The 17,424-nt window shown below is 67.3% G+C and carries 15 protein-coding genes and 1 tRNA gene; 9 read left to right on the plus strand and 7 right to left on the minus strand.

Annotation, left to right across the window (positions count from 1 at the left end):
* Nucleotides 1-171 precede the first annotated feature (171 nt).
* Nucleotides 172-1,218, minus strand: coding sequence for an ATP-binding protein (locus P0Y50_11800; protein WEK39222.1), 1,047 nt, complete (start codon nucleotides 1,216-1,218; stop codon nucleotides 172-174).
* A complete protein-coding gene (locus P0Y50_11805) occupies nucleotides 1,215-1,901 on the minus strand; it encodes a response regulator (GenBank protein WEK39223.1) in 687 nt (228 codons plus the stop codon). Before P0Y50_11805 ends, P0Y50_11800 begins: the two co-directional genes overlap by 4 nt.
* Before the next feature lie 365 nt (nucleotides 1,902-2,266).
* On the opposite strand from P0Y50_11805, the gene P0Y50_11810 reads away from it, so the two are divergent.
* From P0Y50_11810 to P0Y50_11820, 3 genes are all read left to right on the plus strand, one after another.
* Nucleotides 2,267-2,782 (plus strand): DNA starvation/stationary phase protection protein, encoded by a 516-nt coding sequence (locus tag P0Y50_11810; protein ID WEK39224.1) that lies wholly within the window; start codon nucleotides 2,267-2,269, stop codon nucleotides 2,780-2,782.
* Nucleotides 2,783-2,893: 111 nt separating this feature from the next.
* On the plus strand, nucleotides 2,894-3,220 hold the full coding sequence (locus P0Y50_11815) for a hypothetical protein (protein WEK39225.1): 327 nt from the start codon (nucleotides 2,894-2,896) through the stop codon (nucleotides 3,218-3,220).
* Nucleotides 3,221-3,269: 49 nt separating this feature from the next.
* Nucleotides 3,270-3,354, plus strand: a tRNA-Leu gene (locus P0Y50_11820).
* A gap of 83 nt (nucleotides 3,355-3,437) precedes the next feature.
* Here P0Y50_11820 and P0Y50_11825 read toward each other — a convergent pair.
* The gene (locus P0Y50_11825) at nucleotides 3,438-4,982 is read right to left on the minus strand and encodes an amino acid permease (GenBank protein WEK39226.1); all 1,545 of its coding nucleotides are present in this window, start codon (nucleotides 4,980-4,982) and stop codon (nucleotides 3,438-3,440) included.
* A 148-nt stretch (nucleotides 4,983-5,130) separates the two neighbouring features.
* On the opposite strand from P0Y50_11825, the gene hrpB reads away from it, so the two are divergent.
* Both hrpB and P0Y50_11835 read left to right on the plus strand, forming a co-directional pair.
* The gene (hrpB, locus tag P0Y50_11830; GenBank protein ID WEK39227.1) at nucleotides 5,131-7,563 is read left to right on the plus strand and encodes an ATP-dependent helicase HrpB; all 2,433 of its coding nucleotides are present in this window, start codon (nucleotides 5,131-5,133) and stop codon (nucleotides 7,561-7,563) included.
* Nucleotides 7,564-7,622: 59 nt separating this feature from the next.
* Nucleotides 7,623-8,900: an MFS transporter gene (locus P0Y50_11835; protein ID WEK39228.1), complete on the plus strand. Its 1,278-nt coding sequence runs from the start codon at nucleotides 7,623-7,625 to the stop codon at nucleotides 8,898-8,900.
* On the opposite strand, the gene P0Y50_11840 is transcribed toward P0Y50_11835, so the two are convergent.
* Genes P0Y50_11840 through P0Y50_11850 form a run of 3 tightly spaced genes read right to left on the minus strand, consistent with a single transcriptional unit; the run spans nucleotide 8,897 to nucleotide 12,036 of the window.
* Nucleotides 8,897-9,706, minus strand: coding sequence for an RNA methyltransferase (locus P0Y50_11840; protein ID WEK39229.1), 810 nt, complete (start codon nucleotides 9,704-9,706; stop codon nucleotides 8,897-8,899). The two genes, P0Y50_11835 and P0Y50_11840, sit on opposite strands and share 4 nt — an antisense overlap.
* A complete protein-coding gene (locus P0Y50_11845) occupies nucleotides 9,703-10,614 on the minus strand; it encodes a class I SAM-dependent methyltransferase (protein ID WEK39230.1) in 912 nt (303 codons plus the stop codon). The genes P0Y50_11840 and P0Y50_11845 overlap by 4 nt, the downstream gene beginning before the upstream one ends.
* An 18-nt stretch (nucleotides 10,615-10,632) precedes the next feature.
* Nucleotides 10,633-12,036, minus strand: a complete 1,404-nt coding sequence (locus P0Y50_11850; GenBank protein WEK39231.1) for a glycosyltransferase — start codon at nucleotides 12,034-12,036, stop codon at nucleotides 10,633-10,635.
* 117 nt (nucleotides 12,037-12,153) lie between these two features.
* On the opposite strand from P0Y50_11850, the gene P0Y50_11855 reads away from it, so the two are divergent.
* From P0Y50_11855 to P0Y50_11870, 4 genes are read left to right on the plus strand one after another with little or no spacing between them, the layout of a single operon-like run.
* Nucleotides 12,154-12,783 (plus strand): TetR/AcrR family transcriptional regulator, encoded by a 630-nt coding sequence (locus P0Y50_11855; protein WEK39232.1) that lies wholly within the window; start codon nucleotides 12,154-12,156, stop codon nucleotides 12,781-12,783.
* Nucleotides 12,780-13,586: an ABC transporter substrate-binding protein gene (locus P0Y50_11860; protein WEK39233.1), complete on the plus strand. Its 807-nt coding sequence runs from the start codon at nucleotides 12,780-12,782 to the stop codon at nucleotides 13,584-13,586. The genes P0Y50_11855 and P0Y50_11860 overlap by 4 nt, the downstream gene beginning before the upstream one ends.
* Complete coding sequence (locus P0Y50_11865; GenBank protein WEK39234.1) at nucleotides 13,583-14,572, plus strand: iron ABC transporter permease; 990 nt, start codon at nucleotides 13,583-13,585, stop codon at nucleotides 14,570-14,572. The genes P0Y50_11860 and P0Y50_11865 overlap by 4 nt, the downstream gene beginning before the upstream one ends.
* Entirely contained in the window at nucleotides 14,569-15,324 is a 756-nt protein-coding gene (locus P0Y50_11870; protein WEK39235.1) for an ABC transporter ATP-binding protein, read from the plus strand. Before P0Y50_11865 ends, P0Y50_11870 begins: the two co-directional genes overlap by 4 nt.
* On the opposite strand, the gene P0Y50_11875 is transcribed toward P0Y50_11870, so the two are convergent.
* Nucleotides 15,318-17,378 (minus strand): lytic transglycosylase domain-containing protein, encoded by a 2,061-nt coding sequence (locus P0Y50_11875; protein ID WEK39236.1) that lies wholly within the window; start codon nucleotides 17,376-17,378, stop codon nucleotides 15,318-15,320. The genes P0Y50_11870 and P0Y50_11875 overlap by 7 nt on opposite strands.
* Nucleotides 17,379-17,424: the final 46 nt, after the last annotated feature.

The raw sequence follows: 17,424 nt of genomic DNA on the forward strand, positions 1-17,424 counted from the left end.
CACTTGGCGCACCCAACAGAAGTCTTCGTTTGGGCCGGGGCAAGGACAATCCTCATGGAGCAAGGCGGCGGGAACTTTTGAAGCCCTTACCCATCACGTGTTGCGGCTTTGCGGACGGAATGTGGAGGCCATGTCGCGCCTGTTGGTTTGACGATACCGCCGACTGCAGCGTCAGTCGGCGAGCGGCAGTTCGAACTCAGCCCGGAGCCCGCCGGCATCAGACCGTCCCAGCAGGGCGTATCCGCCATGGGCTTCGGCGATATACTTCACGACGGTCAGGCCCAGGCCAGATCCCTTTGCGTCAGAGCGCGCGCTGCGGAAAGGATCGAACATCTGGGGCGCGATGTCATGGGGAATTCCCGGGCCCGAATCCGCGACGCTGAGGACAGCGAATCCGGCGTTTTCTTCGATGGCGACCCTGACGACGCCTGGATCGGCATGGACGCGGACATTTTCCAGCAGGGCATGAAGGGCCTGCCGGATGCGCGTGCTGTCCCCGAACACCCGTACGGGCCTCACCTCCCATTCGATCGTGAAGCCAAGTTTGTTGAGCAGCGGCTCGTACAGGCTTCTCAACGGCTGGATGACCTGGTCCAGCGCCAGTTTTTCAGTCTTCAGCGACATACGGCCGCTTTCGTAAAGGCTGATGACCCGCAGATCTTCGACAATCCGGGTCAGGCCCTCCAACTGAAACTTCATCAGGGCCATCCATTCGTCGTCCAGATCGAACACTTCGTCGGCGACGCCTTCCATCATGCCGTTCATGATGGTCAGGGGGGTCCTGAGTTCATGAGCGATGGCGGCGTTCCACTGGATGGATTCGTTGGTGGATTTTTGCAGATGCGCCGCCAAGGTGTTGAAATCGGATATGAGTTGCGAGATTTCGCCTAGGCTCCCATCCTTGTATTCCACACGGGCCGACAGGTCGCCGGCCGTCATGTTTCGCGCGACCAGCGCGACCTGAGACAGTGGCGCGGCGATCCGCTGCGACAGGATGCGTCCCGCGATGAGGGACACCATCAGACCCCACAGCAGCGACAACACCAGAGCCGCCATGTCGACGGCGTTTATATAGCTCTCAAGATACTCGCTGCGCGGGTCGATGAACACCACATCGAGAATGCCCCAGAACACGAACGCCGAAAGCAGACCGCTGACCGCGACCGCAGCCATATAGAGGGAAAATTTCCGCTGGAGGCTGGGCGAACGTTGGATCATCGCGCGTTCAGGCGATATCCGACGCCTCTGACGCCCTTGAGCGCTTTTTCCATTCCAGCGGCGGTCAGCTTGCGGCGCAACTTACTGATGTGGCTGTCGACCGTGCGATCCAGCGCGTCTTCATTCGGCAGACAGGCGTCAGCCAATTCCCCGCGTGAGAAGACCCGCATCGGATGGCGGGCCATGAACTCCAAAAGACGGAATTCGGTCAGTGTGGTGTCCAGGTGGTTGATCTGGTCGCCGCTTCGCACGGTGGCGATATAGCTTTCCGGGTCGATCTCCAGCGCGCCGACGCGGATCAGTCGGTCAGGCGCCATGCCAGCGGTGCGTCTCAGTATGGCCTGAACGCGAGCGACCACCTCGACGGCGCTGAAGGGTTTGACCACATAGTCGTCCGCGCCGGTGCGCAGCGCCTGAAGCTTGTCCACATCCTGATCCAGCGCGGTCATGATGAGAACCGGCGTATCGCCGCGACGACGCAGTTCGGACAGCACGCCCCAGCCATTGATGCGCGGCAGCATGACGTCCAGCAGCACCACATCCGGCTTCAGCGAAGCATACAGGTCGAGACCCACCTGCCCATCGTAGGCGCGGGCGGTGCGAAATCCTTCACGGACCAGATAACGATCCAGAATTTCCGCGATCGCGACTTCATCTTCAACGATGAGGGCTAGGGGTGTCATGGGTTTGACGTCAAGATCTCATGTTCATGCGAACAATCTCGCATGGGGCGGATCCATGTCCAAGCCGAGATCACCGTGTCCATCATAAGTCCATCAAGTCTTCATATTCGATCGTGATTTCTCTCCGTGGTGCGGAAATCGTCATGAGCGGGCGATGACATTTTAAGTCGGTTTGACCGCCTGCCGACCCGATTCCGCTCGTTTTAACCGCCGCCTGCGCCTCCCGCGATCTGCGCCGACCTTGTAGAAGGCGCAGGTCCACGCCGAACGCCTCCACAGCTTCAGGATTATGATCTCTTTCGGGACTTCCGTTCGGCCTGTTCGCTTCCTAGCTTGACGACAGGTCGTTGCTAAGGAGAACGAGAATGGTCACCGCCCGCGAGAAACGTTTGGCGCCGCTGAGAACGCCCACCAGCCTGTCGGAAGAGGCGACGCGGGATATTTCCGCTGCGTTGACCACGCTGTTGGCGGATACGTTCGCGCTCTACATCAAGACGAAGAACTTCCACTGGCATGTGTCGGGACCGCATTTCCGAGATTATCACCTGCTGCTGGACGACCAGTCGGCCGAAATCCTGGCCATGACCGATCCGATCGCCGAGCGGGCGCGCAAGATCGGCGGCACGACGTTGCGCTCCATCGGTCAGATCGCCAAGGAATCACGCGTCGCCGACAACGACGCCGACTATGTCGATCCGTTGGATATGTTGGCCGAGCTTCGCGATGACAACGGCGATCTGATCAGCCGGATGCGCGAGGTGCACGACCTCTGCGACGAACATAACGACATCGCCACCGCCAGCCTGCTGGAGAACTGGATCGACGAAAGCGAGAAGCGCGTCTGGTTCCTGTTTGAATCGGGCCGACGCGGCAACGTCTGACGCCCGGAACCGTCCTGCTTGCGCCGTCTTATGTATCGTCGATAGTCGGTACCGGGACGGTGCAGGAGGGACGGGTTGAGAAGCAGGGTCTGGATCGGCGCCTTGGCGTTGATGGCTGTCGGCGCGGCATCGTCGGCTAGCGCCGACATGTCAAATGCGTTCGGCAACACCATCGTGTCCCACTATCCGAACGGACAGTGGGTGAAGCATTTCTTTGATCCTGACGGGCATTATACGTCGCAGTTTTCGGACGGTCGGCGGTTGAACGCGCGTTGGACCGCCGAGAACGGGAAAATCTGCCTGAGCGATTTCGCGCCACGCCAGATCCTGCCTCGCTTCTGCAGCCGCATGGTGGAGGCGAGCGTGGGCGACAGCTGGCAGGCGCGCGATCCCCTGGGGCGCAATATCCGCAACGAACTGGTCGCCGGGCGTCGTTGACCCTTGCCCTGGCGGTCGCCAGCCTCTAGAGGCGACGGCCTACCTGAAGGCGGATGTGGCGGAACTGGTAGACGCACTGGATTTAGGTTCCAGCGCCGAGAGGCGTGGAGGTTCGAGTCCTCTCATCCGCACCAAAGTAATAAAGGCCCCGGAGCGATCCGGGGCCTTATCTTTTTGTCTGGCCTGCCGTCCTGACGGACTGCTTGAGGCCGTTTGCCTATTTGATCGGCGGAACCGGCGGCGGCGGCGCGTCGCTGTCCGTTTCGTGAACCTCGACGAGGCCGCGTCCGACGTGGCTCTTGCGATAGCCGTAGGCGAAATAGACCACCAGGCCGATCGCGCCCCAGATCGGCAGAACCAGCTGGGATTCCGTCGGCAGATTGAAGAACAGACCCAGGGTTCCGATCACGGCCAGAGGCGCGACGACCCAGATCAGCGGCGTCTTGAACGGGCGGTGACGGTTCGGTTGGGTCACACGCAGGATCATGACGGCGATCGCCACCATGAAGAAGGCGAACAAAGTGCCCGAGTTCGAGATGTCGGCCAGTTTGCCGACCGGCAGGAAGGCGGCGAAGATGGCCACCGCGACGCCGGTGATCATGGTGACGATGTGCGGCGTCTTCCACTTGGGGTGGATCGAGGCCAGGAAGTTGGGCAGCAGACCATCGCGCGCCATCACGAAGAAGATGCGCGTCTGACCGAACAACATGATCAGGATGACCGAGGGCAGGGCCAGGAAGGCGGCGATGCCGATCAGGTCGCCGACCCGTTCGTGGCCGACGACGCGCAGGACGTGCGCCAGGGCTTCACGCGAGCAGACAAGCGGTTCCTGCATCGAAGAGAAGGTGGCGCACTGGGCGGCCAGGGCCGACGAGCCCGCATGCAGCACTTCGCCGCCAGGGCCGACCAGGGGCTGGGCGCCGATAGCGCCGATCGCACCCGCCGCGACCAGCAGATAGAAGATGGTGCAGATGCCGAGCGAGGCGATCAAGCCGATGGGCACGTTGCGTTGCGGGTTCTTGGTCTCTTCCGCCGCCGTCGAAACGGCGTCGAAGCCGACATAGGCGAAGAAGATCGACGCCGCCGCGCCGACGACGCCCAGACCGGCGCCGTGGCCGTCGCCGAACCAGCCGTTCGGAGTGAAGGGCGTGAAGTTTGCGCCCTTCAGCACGGGCACGGTCAGAACGATGAAGACGGTCAGGGCCGTGACCTTGATGGCCACTAGAACGGCGTTCACGCGCGCGCTCTCGCTGGTGCCGATCATGAGCAGGCCCGTAATCAGAAGGGCGATCAGAAGGGCCGGCAGGTTGACGATCCCGCCGGCATACGGCCCGACAGCGAGCGACTGGGGTAATGTGACCCCCCAACTCTGCAGAAGTCCGATGAAATAGCCCGACCAGCCGACGGACACCGCCGAGGCGGCGACGGCATATTCAAGGATAAGCGCCCAGCCCACCATCCAGGCCAGAAGTTCGCCCATCACCGCATAGGTATAGGTGTAGGCGGAGCCGGACACCGGCACCATCGAAGCGATCTCTGAATAGCAAAGCGCCGCCACGGCGCAGACCGCAGCGGCGATGACGAAGCTCCACATCATGCCCGGACCGGCTTTCTGGGCCGCTTCCGAAGTCAGAACGAAGATGCCGGTGCCGATAATCGCGCCCACGCCCAGCAAGGTCAGCTGCACGGGGCCCAGCGTTCGGGTTAGCGATTTTTTCTCCGCGGATGCGAGAATCGCATCCAACGATTTGACGCGCCACATAGATTTATTCCCCACTCTATTAGCCAGCCCCTCGGCTGGATTTGGGCGGACGCTAGCGACGGATGGGACGGCGCGCAACGCGCATGACGGCGCAGTAAAGGGCGGACGACGCTTTCGTGATCGCCCTGTGGTCGGCTACAGGCCGGATATGTTGCCGATCCATGCTGTTCTGGAACCGCTGAAGGCCGCCTTGAGCGCCGGAAATACGGCCGTGCTGGCGGCGCCGCCGGGCGCGGGCAAGACGACGGTCGTGCCGTTGGCGCTGCTGGATCAGGCCTGGCTGGGCGACGCAAAGATCCTGGTGCTGGAGCCGAGACGGCTGGCGGCGCGGGCCGCGGCGGATCGGATGGCCGCGACGCTGGGCCAGGAGGCGGGCGGGACGGTCGGCTATCGGACGCGCCTGCAAAGCCGGATCGGCGCGACCACCCGCATCGAAGTGATCACCGAGGGTGTGTTCACGCGCATGATTCTGGACGATCCGGGGCTGGAGGGCGTGGGAGCGGTTCTGTTTGACGAGTTCCACGAACGCAGTCTGGACGCCGATCTGGGCCTGGCCCTGGCGCGCGAAACGCAAGGTCTGCTGCGCGACGACCTGCGCCTGCTGGTCATGTCGGCGACGCTGGACGTGGCGGGCGTTTCGCGCCTGCTGGACGGGGCGCCGGTGATCGAGGCCGAGGGGCGCGTGTTTCCGGTCGAGACCCGTTACCTGGGCCGCAATCCGGCGGAGCGGTTCGAGGAGGCGGCGGCGCGCGCCTGTCTGACCGCTCTGGGCGAAGAGAGCGGTTCGATCCTCGCCTTTCTGCCGGGGCAGGGGGAAATCCACCGCGTCGCGCGGCTGGTCAAGGAGCGCCTAAGGCTGGCGGACGTGGACGTGACGCCGCTTTACGGCGGGCTGGATCGCGCCGAACAGGACCGCGCCATCGAACCGGCGGCGCCGGGGCGGCGCAAACTGGTGCTGGCGACCTCGGTGGCGGAAACCAGCCTGACCATCGAGGGGGTGCGCGTGGTGATCGACGGCGGTCTGTCGCGCGTGCCGCGTTTCGAACCTTCCAGCGGCCTGACGCGACTGGTGACGGTCAAGGTCAGCCGGTCCTCGGCGGAACAGCGGCGCGGGCGAGCGGGGCGGACGGCGCCCGGCGTCTGCTATCGTCTGTGGGACGAAGAACAGACGCGGGGGCTGGTCGCGCATCAGCGACCGGAGATCCAGGAGGCGGACCTGACCGGCCTAGCGCTGGACCTGGCGCGGTGGGGCGCGCGGTCGGTGGAGGGACTGGCGCTGCTGGACCCGCCGCCGGCCGGGGCGATGGCCGAGGCGCGCAAGGTGCTGACCCGGTTGGGCGCGCTGCAGGCGGACGGCGGATTGTCGAAACATGGAATGCGGTTGACCAGAATTCCGCTGTCGCCGCGACTGGCCCATATGGTCGCGGTGGCCTCGGATCGCGGCGACGCCCTGACGGGCGCGCGCATCGCGGCGGTGTTGAGCGAGCCGGGCCTGGGCGGTTCGGGGATCGATCTGTCGGACCGGCTGACCGGCCTTGTGCGCGATCGGGCGCCGCGGGCGCGCGATGCGCTTAAACTGGCGGATCGCTGGGCCAGGGCGGCGGGAGGCGGATCGGGCGAGGTGGTTGATCCGGGTCTGTTGCTGGCCGAGGCCTTCCCAGAACGGATTGCACGGGCGCGGGGCAAGGCTGGCGAGTTTCTGCTGGCCAACGGACGGGGCGCGGTATTGGAGGCGTCCGATCATCTGGCGCGCGCGTCGTGGCTGGCGGTGGCGGAACTGGGCGGCGAGGACGTGCGCGACCGGGTGCGCCTGGCGGCGGCGCTGCAGCCGGGGGAGGTGGAATCCGACCTGGCGCACCTGATCACGTCCGAGGACCGGTTGGCGCGCGAACCGTCGGGTCGGGTGGTGATCCGGCGGTCGCGACGGATCGGCGCCATCGTCTTGGACGAAAAGGTGGTGGGGGCGCCCGATGCAACGATGCTGTCCGACGCCCTGCGCGCCGAGGTCGAGGCCGAGGGGCTGGGCGCGCTCCGCTGGGGCGAACAGGCGATGGCGCTGCGGGCGCGTCTGGCCTTTCTGAATGAGCGGGATTCGGCCTGGCCGGATGTATCGGACGCGGCCTTGCTGGCGGCGCGCGAAGACTGGCTGTGGCCGCTGCTGGACGGGGCGAAGGCGCTGGACGCAGTCAGTGACAGCCGTCTGGCGGAGGCCCTGCGCGGACTGATTTCGTGGGACTTCCAGCGGCGGCTGGACGAACTGGCGCCCATTCGATTGACCACGCCGCTGGGGTCGGCGGCCATAGACTATGCGGCCGAGGGCGGGCCGCGCGTGGACATTCGCGTGCAGGAACTGTTCGGAGTGACGGCGCATCCCACGGTGGCGAACGGCGTGCCTCTGACCTTGGCGTTGCTGTCGCCCGCGCGCCGGCCGGTGCAGGTGACCAAGGATTTGCCACGCTTTTGGTCCGGGTCGTGGGCGGCGGTGCGGGCCGAGATGCGGGGCCGCTATCCGCGCCATCCCTGGCCCGAGAATCCGGCCGAGGCGCAACCGACGAACCGGGTGAAGCCGCGCGGGACCTGATCGGCTTGACGGCATGGCCGCCTTGCGGGCATCGCAGGGACTGCTGGGAGCCCGAAACCATGTCCGAAGTCCTGCCGAAGAACTCCACAGGCCGCGTGCTGTTCGCCAGCGTGATCGGCACGACCATCGAATTCTTCGACTTCTACATCTACGCCACGGCGGCGGTTCTGGTGTTTCCGACGCTGTTCTTCCCGGGCGAGGATCCGGGCACGGCCCTGTTGTCGTCGTTCGCCACCTTCTCCATCGCCTTTTTCGCACGACCCGTCGGCGCCCTGGCGTTCGGCCATTTCGGCGACCGGGTGGGGCGCAAGGCCACCCTGGTCGCGGCCCTGATGACCATGGGGCTGTCGACCGTGGCCATCGGCCTGTTGCCGACGCATCAGCAGGTCGGCCTGTTGGCGCCCCTGCTGCTGGCGCTGTGCCGGTTCGGTCAGGGGCTGGGCCTGGGCGGCGAATGGGGCGGCGCGGTGCTGCTGGCGACCGAGAATGCGCCGCCGGGCAAGAAGGCCTGGTTCGGCATGTTCCCGCAACTGGGCGCCCCCATCGGCTTCATCCTGTCCACCACGGCCTTCATCGTCCTGACGGGGACCCTGACCGAAACCGCTTTCGAAAGCTGGGGCTGGCGCATCCCCTTCCTGGCCAGCGCCATTCTGGTGTTTGTCGGACTGTGGGTGCGGCTGAAGATCACCGAGACGCCCGAGTTCCAGAAGGCCGTGGATCGCGACGAGCGGGTCAAGGCGCCGGCCGTGACCCTGTTTTCGCACCATAAGGCCGCGCTGATTCTGGGCACGTTCAGCGGGGTGACGACCTTCACCCTGTTCTATCTGATGACGGTCTTCGCCCTGGGGTGGGCGACGACGGGGATGGGGATGGCGCGGGCCGACGTCCTGCCGATCCAGTTGATCGGGGTGCTGTTCTTCGCCGCCTTCATTCCGGTGACGGCCCTGCTGGCGGATCGGTACGGGCAGGTGAGGGTGTTGATCGGGTCGTCCGTCGGGATCGGCCTGTTCGGATTCCTGTTCGCGCCGTTGTTCGGCGGGGGGCTGACCGGACTGCTGATCTTCTTTGCGCTGGGGTTCGCCCTGATGGGCTGCACCTATGGGCCGATCGGCGCCGCCATGGCGCGGCCATTCCCGACGGCGGTTCGCTATACCGGCGCGTCGATGGCCTTCAATCTGGCGGGCATCCTGGGCGCGTCGCTGGCGCCCTATATCGCGCTGAAACTGGCCGAGCGTTTCGGGCCTGCGGCGGTGGGCGGCTATCTGGCCGTGTCGGCCCTGATCACCATCGCGGCCCTGTGGGGCATGGGCCGGGTGGCGCCGGAAGCGAAGCGTTAGGCGTCGTCCGTCGCGGCATAGACCATGATGCCGGTGGCGATGGCCAGGTTCAGGCTGTCGGCCCGGCCGCGCATCGGAATCTTGACGTTGACGTCGCAGGCGGCGGCCAGCTGGTCGGTCAGGCCTGCCTGCTCATTGCCCATCAGGATCAGCGACGGCTTCTGCATCACCGCCGAACGATGGCTGACCGTGGCGTCCAGGCGGGTGCCGACGACGCTGCCGGGCCAGGCCTTGCGCCACGCCACGAAGGCCTCCGGCGTCGTCCTGGTGATCGAGACGGCGAAGACCGAGCCCATGGTCGCGCGCACGGCCTCGACCGAATAGGGATCGACGCAGTCGCCGATCAGGATCACCCCGCCGCACCCCGCCGCATCCGCCGTGCGGATGATGGTGCCGAGGTTGCCGGGATCGCGCACCTGCTCCAGCGCGACCCAGCAGGGCGCCGAGGCGGGGTTCAGGCTGTCCAGCGGCGCATAGGCCTGTTCGAACACGCCCAGCACCGTCTGCGGATTGTCGCGGCGGCTGATCTTTTCCAGGATGGCGTGGGTGACGATGATGATGTCGGCGCCCGCCTTGCGCGTTTCGGCCTTGGCGCGGTCCAGCAGCGGGTGGGGGCGGGCGTCCTCGCCGACCAGCAGCATTCTGGGCGCGCGGCCCTGATCCAGCGCCTCGCCGATGAACTTCAGGCCCTCGGCCAGGAAGGTCCCGGTCAGGTCGCGTTCCTTGCGCATGTGCAGGGCGCGGACGGCCTTGATGGTGTCGTTCGTCAGGGAGGTGATGACGCGGTAGTCGTCGCGCGCGCTCATCGCGACCACCGCGCGAAGAAGGACAGGCCGATGGCGCGGGCGTCCGGGCCGTCCTCGGACAGGGCCAGTTCGCCCCAGTCGATGCGCCCGCCGCGCCCCAGGGTCGCCTCCATCATCAAATGCGCCAGCGACAGGCCGGACACGCGCGCGGCATAGGCGTTCAGCAACAGGAAGTCGGCGTCGTCGGACAACAGGGCGGCGCAGTCCTTCAGCAGGCCCGGCATGTCCTCGAACAGGCGCCAGACCTCGCCCGTTGGGCCGCGTCCGTATTTGGGCGGGTCCAGGATGATGCCGTCGTACTTCGAACCGCGCCGAACTTCGCGCGCGACGTATTTGCGGGCGTCCTCGACGATCCAGCGGATCGGATGCTGGGCCAGGCCCGACTGTTCGGCGTTTTCGCGGGCGTAGGCGACCGATTTCTTGGAGGCGTCGACGTGGGTCACCTCGGCGCCCGCAGCAGCAGCGGCCAGACTGGCGACGCCGGTGTATCCGAACAGATTCAGAATCCTGGGCGCCCTGCCTGCCGCACCCGAGAAATCACGCACCCGCTTGTCCAGCCATTCCCAGTTGGCGGCCTGTTCCGGGAAGAAGGCCAGGTGACGGAAGGGAGTGAAGCGGCCCGTGAACTTCACGTCGCGCCATTTCAGCGGGAAGGCGTCGATGGGGCCGTGTTTGTCGAACTTCCAGCGGCCGGCGTCCTCTTCCTCCTGTTGGGGATCGAACAGGGCGGTCGCGGCTTCGAAAGCGGCGGGATCGCGCGGGGACCAGAAACACTGCGGCTCGGGCCGCACGACCGTGTAGCGGCCATAGCGTTCCAGCTTCTTGCCGTCACCCGAATCCAGCAGCGCATAGTCGGACCAGCCGCGGGTCACCAGGATTTCGGGGGTCTTGGAAAGGACAGGAGCCATCGTCGGGCTGATAGGCGCTCAGGCGGCCTCGCGTCCAGCGTCGTCAGCGATCACGACCAGTTCCGGCGGCCGGACCTCGCTGTCGTGCGGGGTCTTGTCCCAGACATAGGGCTCGACGATCAGCCGCCACGCGGCGTGGACGAAGGCCAAACTGAGCAGGGACCAATAGGCGGGCGCCGCCAGCATGTCGCCCGGTCGATACTCCAGCCCGGCGCGCCGCGCCCCGACCGCGCATCCCATCCACGCGGCGATCACCCCCGCCGCCAGAACGCCGATGGACGCCAGCGGCGTCGCCGGCGAAATCCCTGCGTGCAGTCCGACCAGCACCGCAGAGGCCAGCCAGGCCAGCGTCGGCGCATGAGCCCCCGCCGACAGGATCGCCGCGCCCAAGGTCATGATCAGCGACAACAGCCCCCGCCGCCCCAGCCGGCGCGGGCGGCGCGTGTGAACGCCCCAGGTCTGCATATAGCCTTTCAGCCAGCGCGTACGCTGGGGCAGCCAGCGGTCAAGGGCACCGGGCGGCGTCTCCCATGTCGGGCAGTCGATGACATCCAGCCTCCAGCCCAGCGACCAAAGGCGAAAGCCCAGGTCGGCGTCCTCGGTCACGTTGTGCGCGTCCCAGCCGCCCGCCGCGCGCAGCGCCGTCATGCGGATGTGGTTGCTGGTGCCGCCCAGCGGAAAGGGCAGACCCAGCCGCGCCATGCCGGGCAGCGTCACCTCGAACAGGGCGGCGTATTCGAAGGCGAACTGTCGGTCGAGAAACGCCGAACCCGCGCGTCCCGACCGCCTGATCCGCAGCGGCGCCTGTAGACAGCCCAGCCGAGGCTGGGCGACGAAACGCGCGGCGGCGCGTCGCAACTGCTGCGGATGAGGTCTGTCTTCCGCATCGTAAATGGTGAGCAGGTCGCCGCGCGCCTGAGCCAGCGCATGGTTCAACGCACGCGGCTTGGTCAAAGGATGTCCAGGCGGCACGATACAGGTCTTCAGCCATGCTGGCCGGGGCGTGGCTTCGACCGCCGCCAGGGTCGCGGCGTCGTGCGCCTCCAGCACGATGAAGGCCTCCAGCCTATGGGCGGGATAGTCGATGCGCGCCAGGTTTGCGATCAGGTCCGGCGCCGCCGCCGCTTCGTCATGCAGGGCCGCCAGGATGGTGTAGCGCGGCCATTCGATGGGCGCGGGCGCCGGCTGGGGGCGTCTCAGACTGGCGGCGGCGACAACCGTCTTCCACACGGCGGACATGACGAAGGCCGCCTGGACGACCAGAAGTCCGGCCGGAAAGGCGGTCCCGGGCCATCGGATCATCGCGAAGGCGCAACCGCCGGCGATCACCGTCGCCGCCAGCACCTGAAATCCGCTGGGCGCACGCCGCCATGCGCCGCTGGTGCGCGGCGTAATGCCCGGATGTGTCCAGTTCTTCGCCACATCGCCTCCGTGTCGTATTCAACCTTAGATCGCTATGACAACCAACCGCTCTCGGCAAGCCGGTTGGCGCCGTGGACGGATTGTCGCTATTCAGGGCGTCCGATCTGGAGCAGATGTTTGTCCGACCCCTCGACATCCTCGCGCACGACACGAAAGCCCAAGGGCGAGGGCCATTCGCGGCGCGGCGAAATCCTGGCGGCGGCCGAACGGATCTTCGTCGAGCACGGCTATGAGGGCGCCACAATCCGCAAGATCGCGGACGAGGTGGGCCTGTCGTCCACGGCCCTGTATATGCATTTCCCCGACAAGGGCGCGATCCTGCAGGAAATCTGCCGCGACGCCTTCGCCCGCCTGATCGCCGCCAATGCAGCGGTCGCCGACGAAGATGCGCCGCCGATCCAGCGGTTGCGCCGTATGATCAACGGCTATGTCGCATTCGGCTTCGCCCATCCCAACGCCTATCGCCTGATCTATCTGACGCGGCCGAGCGAGGCGCGCGAGGGCGCGCAGGACATGGCGCGCGAACTGGGTGTCGGTCTGTTCACGACACTGCGGGCGACGGTGGCCGATGCGGTGACTGCGGGCGACGTGAAGGGGGATCCCAGCGTTCTGGCCCAGGCCATGTGGGCGACGGCGCATGGGGTTGTTTCTTTGATGATCACCAAGCCGTATTTTCCGTGGGCGGATCGTCAAGTGCTTGTCGACACGATGCTGGACGCCCTGTTCGCCGGTCTGCCCCGACCATGAGGCGGACCGTGGGGGCGGTGGCGGGCCTGATCCTGATTGGCGGCGCCGGCGTCGTCGAGGCAGAGCCCTTGCGCGTCATGGCGCTCGATCAGTGTGCGGATCAATATGTCCTGGCGCTCGCCCCGGATGCGCAACTGGCGCTGTCGCCCCGCGCCGATGATCCGGACGCCTGGCTGCGGCGCGAGGCGGCCGGGCGGCTGCGTCTGCGGCCGACGCTGGAAGCGGCCGTCGGGTTCCGGCCGGATGTCGTGGTGCGCTACTGGGGCGGCGAACCTCGGCTCCTGACGGCGCTTGAACAGCGCGGTGTCAAGGTGATCGCGATCGAGGACGCTGTGGATATGCAAGGCGTTCGGCGCAATATTCGCACGGTGGCTGATGAGCTGGGCCAGGTCGAGCGTGGACAAAGGCTGGAACAGCAGATGGACGCCAAACTGGCTCGGGCCGCGCCTGCGCGAGGTTCGACCCAGGCGCCGGGGGCGGTCTATCTGACCTCTGGCGGTTTCACGTCGGGGCCGGGCACGCTGATGGACGCGATGATGCGCGCGGCGGGGTTCCGCAATCTGACCAAGAATCCGGGCTTTGGCGCGATCAGCGTGGAGCAGATCGCGATGAACCCTCCGGCCCGCTTCATCCTGGGCTTCTTCGACCAGTTGCGCGCCGACCTGCGCGGCCCCGGCCGACATCCGGTCGTTCGTCGAGCGGCCGAGGGGCGAACGGCGGCGCGCCTGCCGGCGGCGACCCTGACCTGTCCGGGCTGGTTCGCGGCCGATGCGGTAGCGATGATGGCCGAGGGACGGCCATGACCGGGACGGTGCGGTTGTGCCTGATCCTGGGGCTGCTGATCGTGGCGGCCCTGACGCTGGCGATCCTGATGGGCGAGACGCCGTTCAGCGGGGCGCAATATGCCGACGCCTTTGGCGATCCCAGGTCGGGACCTGCGGAAGTGTTGTGGCAGGTGCGCGCGCCGCGCGCGGTCTGCGCCCTGGTCGTCGGCGTGGCATTGGGTCTGGCGGGGGCGGTGATGCAGGGGTTGCTGCGCAATCCGCTCGCCGATCCGGGCGTGCTTGGCGTATCGGCGACGGCGGCGCTTGGGGCGGCGCTGGGCATCGTGCTGGGGGCGGCGGCTGTGCCGGGCCTGGTCGAGGTTTCCGCCCTGGCGGGGGCGGCGCTGGCTGGCGGACTGCTGATCGTCGCGTCCAAAGCGTTGCGGGCGCCGGAGGCGTTGATCCTGTTCGGCGTGGCCCTGTCCAGCTTCGCCGGCGCGGCCACCGCCCTGATCTTCAACCTGTCGCCGTCGCCCATCGCGCAGGCGGAGGTCATGTCGTGGCTATTGGGGTCGGTGCAGAACCGAAGCTGGATCGACGTGGCCTGGGTCACGCCGGCGGTGATCGCCGCGGGGGTCTTCGCCCTCCTTTCCGGCAGCGGCCTGAGAATGTTGACCCTGGGGGACGAGGGCGCGGCAGCGTCCGGTCTGAATATGGGGCGTCTTCGGGGGTTCGCCCTCGTCGCGGCAGCGGTGGCCACGGGAGCAGCAGTCGCGGTGGCAGGCGTGATCGGCTTCGTGGGTCTGGCCGCGCCGCATCTGGTGCGGGCGGCGGTGCGAGGCGACGCCAAGCAGATATTGGCGCCCTCGGCGCTGGCGGGCGGGCTGATGCTGATCGTGGCGGACCTGCTGGCCCGTTTGACGCCGACGGATCAGGAGTTGAAGCTGGGCGTGTTCACCGCCCTGATCGGCGCCCCCCTGTTCGCCCTGATCGCCTGGCGCGCGGCGCGGGAGTGGCGGCTGTGAGCCTTTTGTCGCTGGAGCGTGTCGAGGCGCGGATGGGCAAGGCCGTCGTGCTGGACGGTGTCGATTTGTCGGTCTCGGCTGGCGAGGTGGTTGCGCTGTGCGGGCCGAATGGCGCTGGCAAGAGCAGCGCCATTCGCGCCGCCGTGGGGCTTCTGGGGATCGCGCATGGTCGGGTGATGTTGGGTGGCGTGCGGATTGAGGCCCTTTCCCACCGTCAGCGGGCGGAGCGGACGGCCTATCTGCCGCAGGAGCGTCGGATCGCCTGGAACCTGCCGGCGGTCGAGGTTGCGGCGTTGGGCGCGCCTTTCCTGTCGGGCGCGGAGGCCCTGACGCGGGCGCGGGCGGCGCTGGACGAGGTGGGGGCCGGTCATCTGGCGGATCGCGGCGTGGCGGAGATGTCGGGCGGCGAACGGGCGCGCGTGCTGCTGGCCCGAGCCCTGGTGGTCGATGCGCCGCTGCTGCTGGCCGACGAACCGATCGCGGGGCTGGACCCGGACGCCCAGCGGCTGGTGCTGGAGCGATTGAGGGCGCGCGCCGACGCCGGAGCGGGCGTGCTGGTCAGCCTGCACGACCTGACTTTGGCCGCGACGGTCGCGGATCGTGTCGTGGTGCTGGACCAGGGTCGGAAGATCGCCGATGCCGCGCCGATGCAGGCGTTGGCGCCGGACGTGCTGCGTCGGGTGTTCGGACTGGACGGCGGCTGGATCGAGGGGCCGAACGGGCCGCTGTTGGCGGCCCGCCGCGCTCAATAGCCCGCGTAGGGTCTGGGGCCGGCGGCCGCGCCGCGCGATATGTCGGCCGAGGGGGTCAGGGGGGCCGTGCCGCCGTTCAGACGGGCCTTGTAGACCGCCATATTCTCCATCACCCGCATCATATAGTTGCGCGTCTCAGTGAAGGGCGCGCATTCGATGAAGTCGATGGTCTTGATCGCATCGCCGCGCGGGTCGCCGCAGCGTGCGATCCATTGGCTGGGCCGGGCAGGGCCGGCGTTGTAGCCCACCGTGGCCAGCAGCATGGAGCCGTTGTTGGCCGCCATCAGCTCGCCCAGGTGATAGCTGCCCAGGGTCATGTTGTAGTCGGGGTTCCACAACTGCTCGGCCGAATAGCCCATGCCCAGACGACGGGCGACGCCCGATGCCGTGGACGGCAGGAACTGCATCATGCCGCGTGCGTCGGCGCCGGATCGGGCGCGCGGGTCGAAGCTGGATTCCTGGCGGGTGATGGCCTGGGTGAACTCCAGCGGCGCGGCGCCGGCGACCTGGGGCGGCACGCGCACCGGATACATCCGTTCGGGCATGACGAAGCCGCGCTGGCTGGCGGCGCGACCCACCATCATGGCGGTGAAGCCCTCGCCATAGCCGCGCGACAGGTCCATCAGCAAGGCCAGGTCGTTGATCGTCGGCAGGTCGTTGTCCAGCTGATAGGCGAAGACGCGCAGCAGGCTCATCTCGCCGGTCTCGCCCAGGATGCGGGTGGCGCGGACGATCTCGTTGCCCTCAAACCGCGCGATATCGGCCTGGGACGGCACAGGTTCGCCCGGCAGTTGAAGCGTGGTCATCCCCGCCTTCTCGGCCGCCAACTGGCCATAGAAGGTCTGCCAGTGCTGGGCGCCATTGCGATAATAGCCCAGCGCCGCGTCGCGTTCGCCACGCGCCTCCGCCGCACGGCCCAGCCAATAGTAGGCGCGGCCCTGGGTGATGGGGGTGGAGGAGGCGGTGCGCAGCGCCTCGAAGTGGCGGGCGGCGACCTCGGGCTGATTCAACTTGGTCAAGGCGACCCAGCCGGCGAAGAACTCGGCGTCCACCATCCGGTCGCCCGAGGTGAAACCGTGGCCGTTCATGGCGTCATAGGCGGCGCGCCAGTTGCCCTGTTGCAGGGCGTCCAGGAAATAGTTGCGGCGCTCGCTCCACAGGGTGTTGTCGCCGGTCGTGTGGGCCGGTGCGGGCGGCAGACTGGCCAGGAGGGCGAACCCTTCCGACTGGCGGCTCTGGGACCGCAGAAGACGCACACGCTCCAGCACCACGGCCGGATCGGCCGCCTGGGCGGGCGTCAGATTGGCGATGACGGCGTCGGGGCTGTAGGCCGAGCGCAGGGTCATCACCGTATTGGCGATGGCGGCGCGGTCGGGCGACACCAGATTGATCATGCTGCGCGTCGCCGGGCCGTGCGGACCGAGCAACAGCATGTTCAGCCGCGCCTCGTGATCCGCCGGCGTCAACCAGGCGCCCCAGCGGCCGAGGATGCGCGACTGCGGGCCGTCGTCGAACGACCGGGTGCGCCACCAGTCACGCACCAGATCGCGGGCCTGATCCTGGCGGCCGCGTTGCTCCAGCGCCGAGGCGTAGGCGATGGCGCCTTCGACCGTCGTGGGCTTGCCGTCCGACATCAGAGCCAGGGCCGCATCGGCGCCCAGACCCGATCGATCCAGAACCTTTTCGGCGGCCGCGCGACGTGATTCGCCGCGCGGCCAGTTGGCCAGGTCGGTCTGGCCCCGCGCCAGATCGGTATAGGGCAGTTGTTCGCCCGATGTGTCGATCAGCGCCCATTCGACCAGCTTGCGGGCCGAGGCGTCCCGAATCTGGGACATGGCGGACTGAGCGCCGAACACATCACGCGCGCGGGCCGCCGCCAGCCCCTGGCGAAACAGCGCCGTATCCTGATCGTTCAGCACGCGGCCCTGATAGGTGGCGGAATAACCGGGTACGGACGAGGACGCCGAGGCGTACGGCACAGGCTGGGAGGGCAGGGCGTCCTGCGGGTTCGGCGCAAGGACGGCGAGGGCCGCCGCCAGACTGGTCGCGATCATGATCTGTCCTGTTCCCATTCAATCCCGGTTGCGGCGAAGCCGCTGG

The sequence above is a fragment of the Candidatus Brevundimonas colombiensis genome (assembly GCA_029202665.1).
GTDB classification, from domain to species: domain Bacteria; phylum Pseudomonadota; class Alphaproteobacteria; order Caulobacterales; family Caulobacteraceae; genus Brevundimonas; species Brevundimonas colombiensis.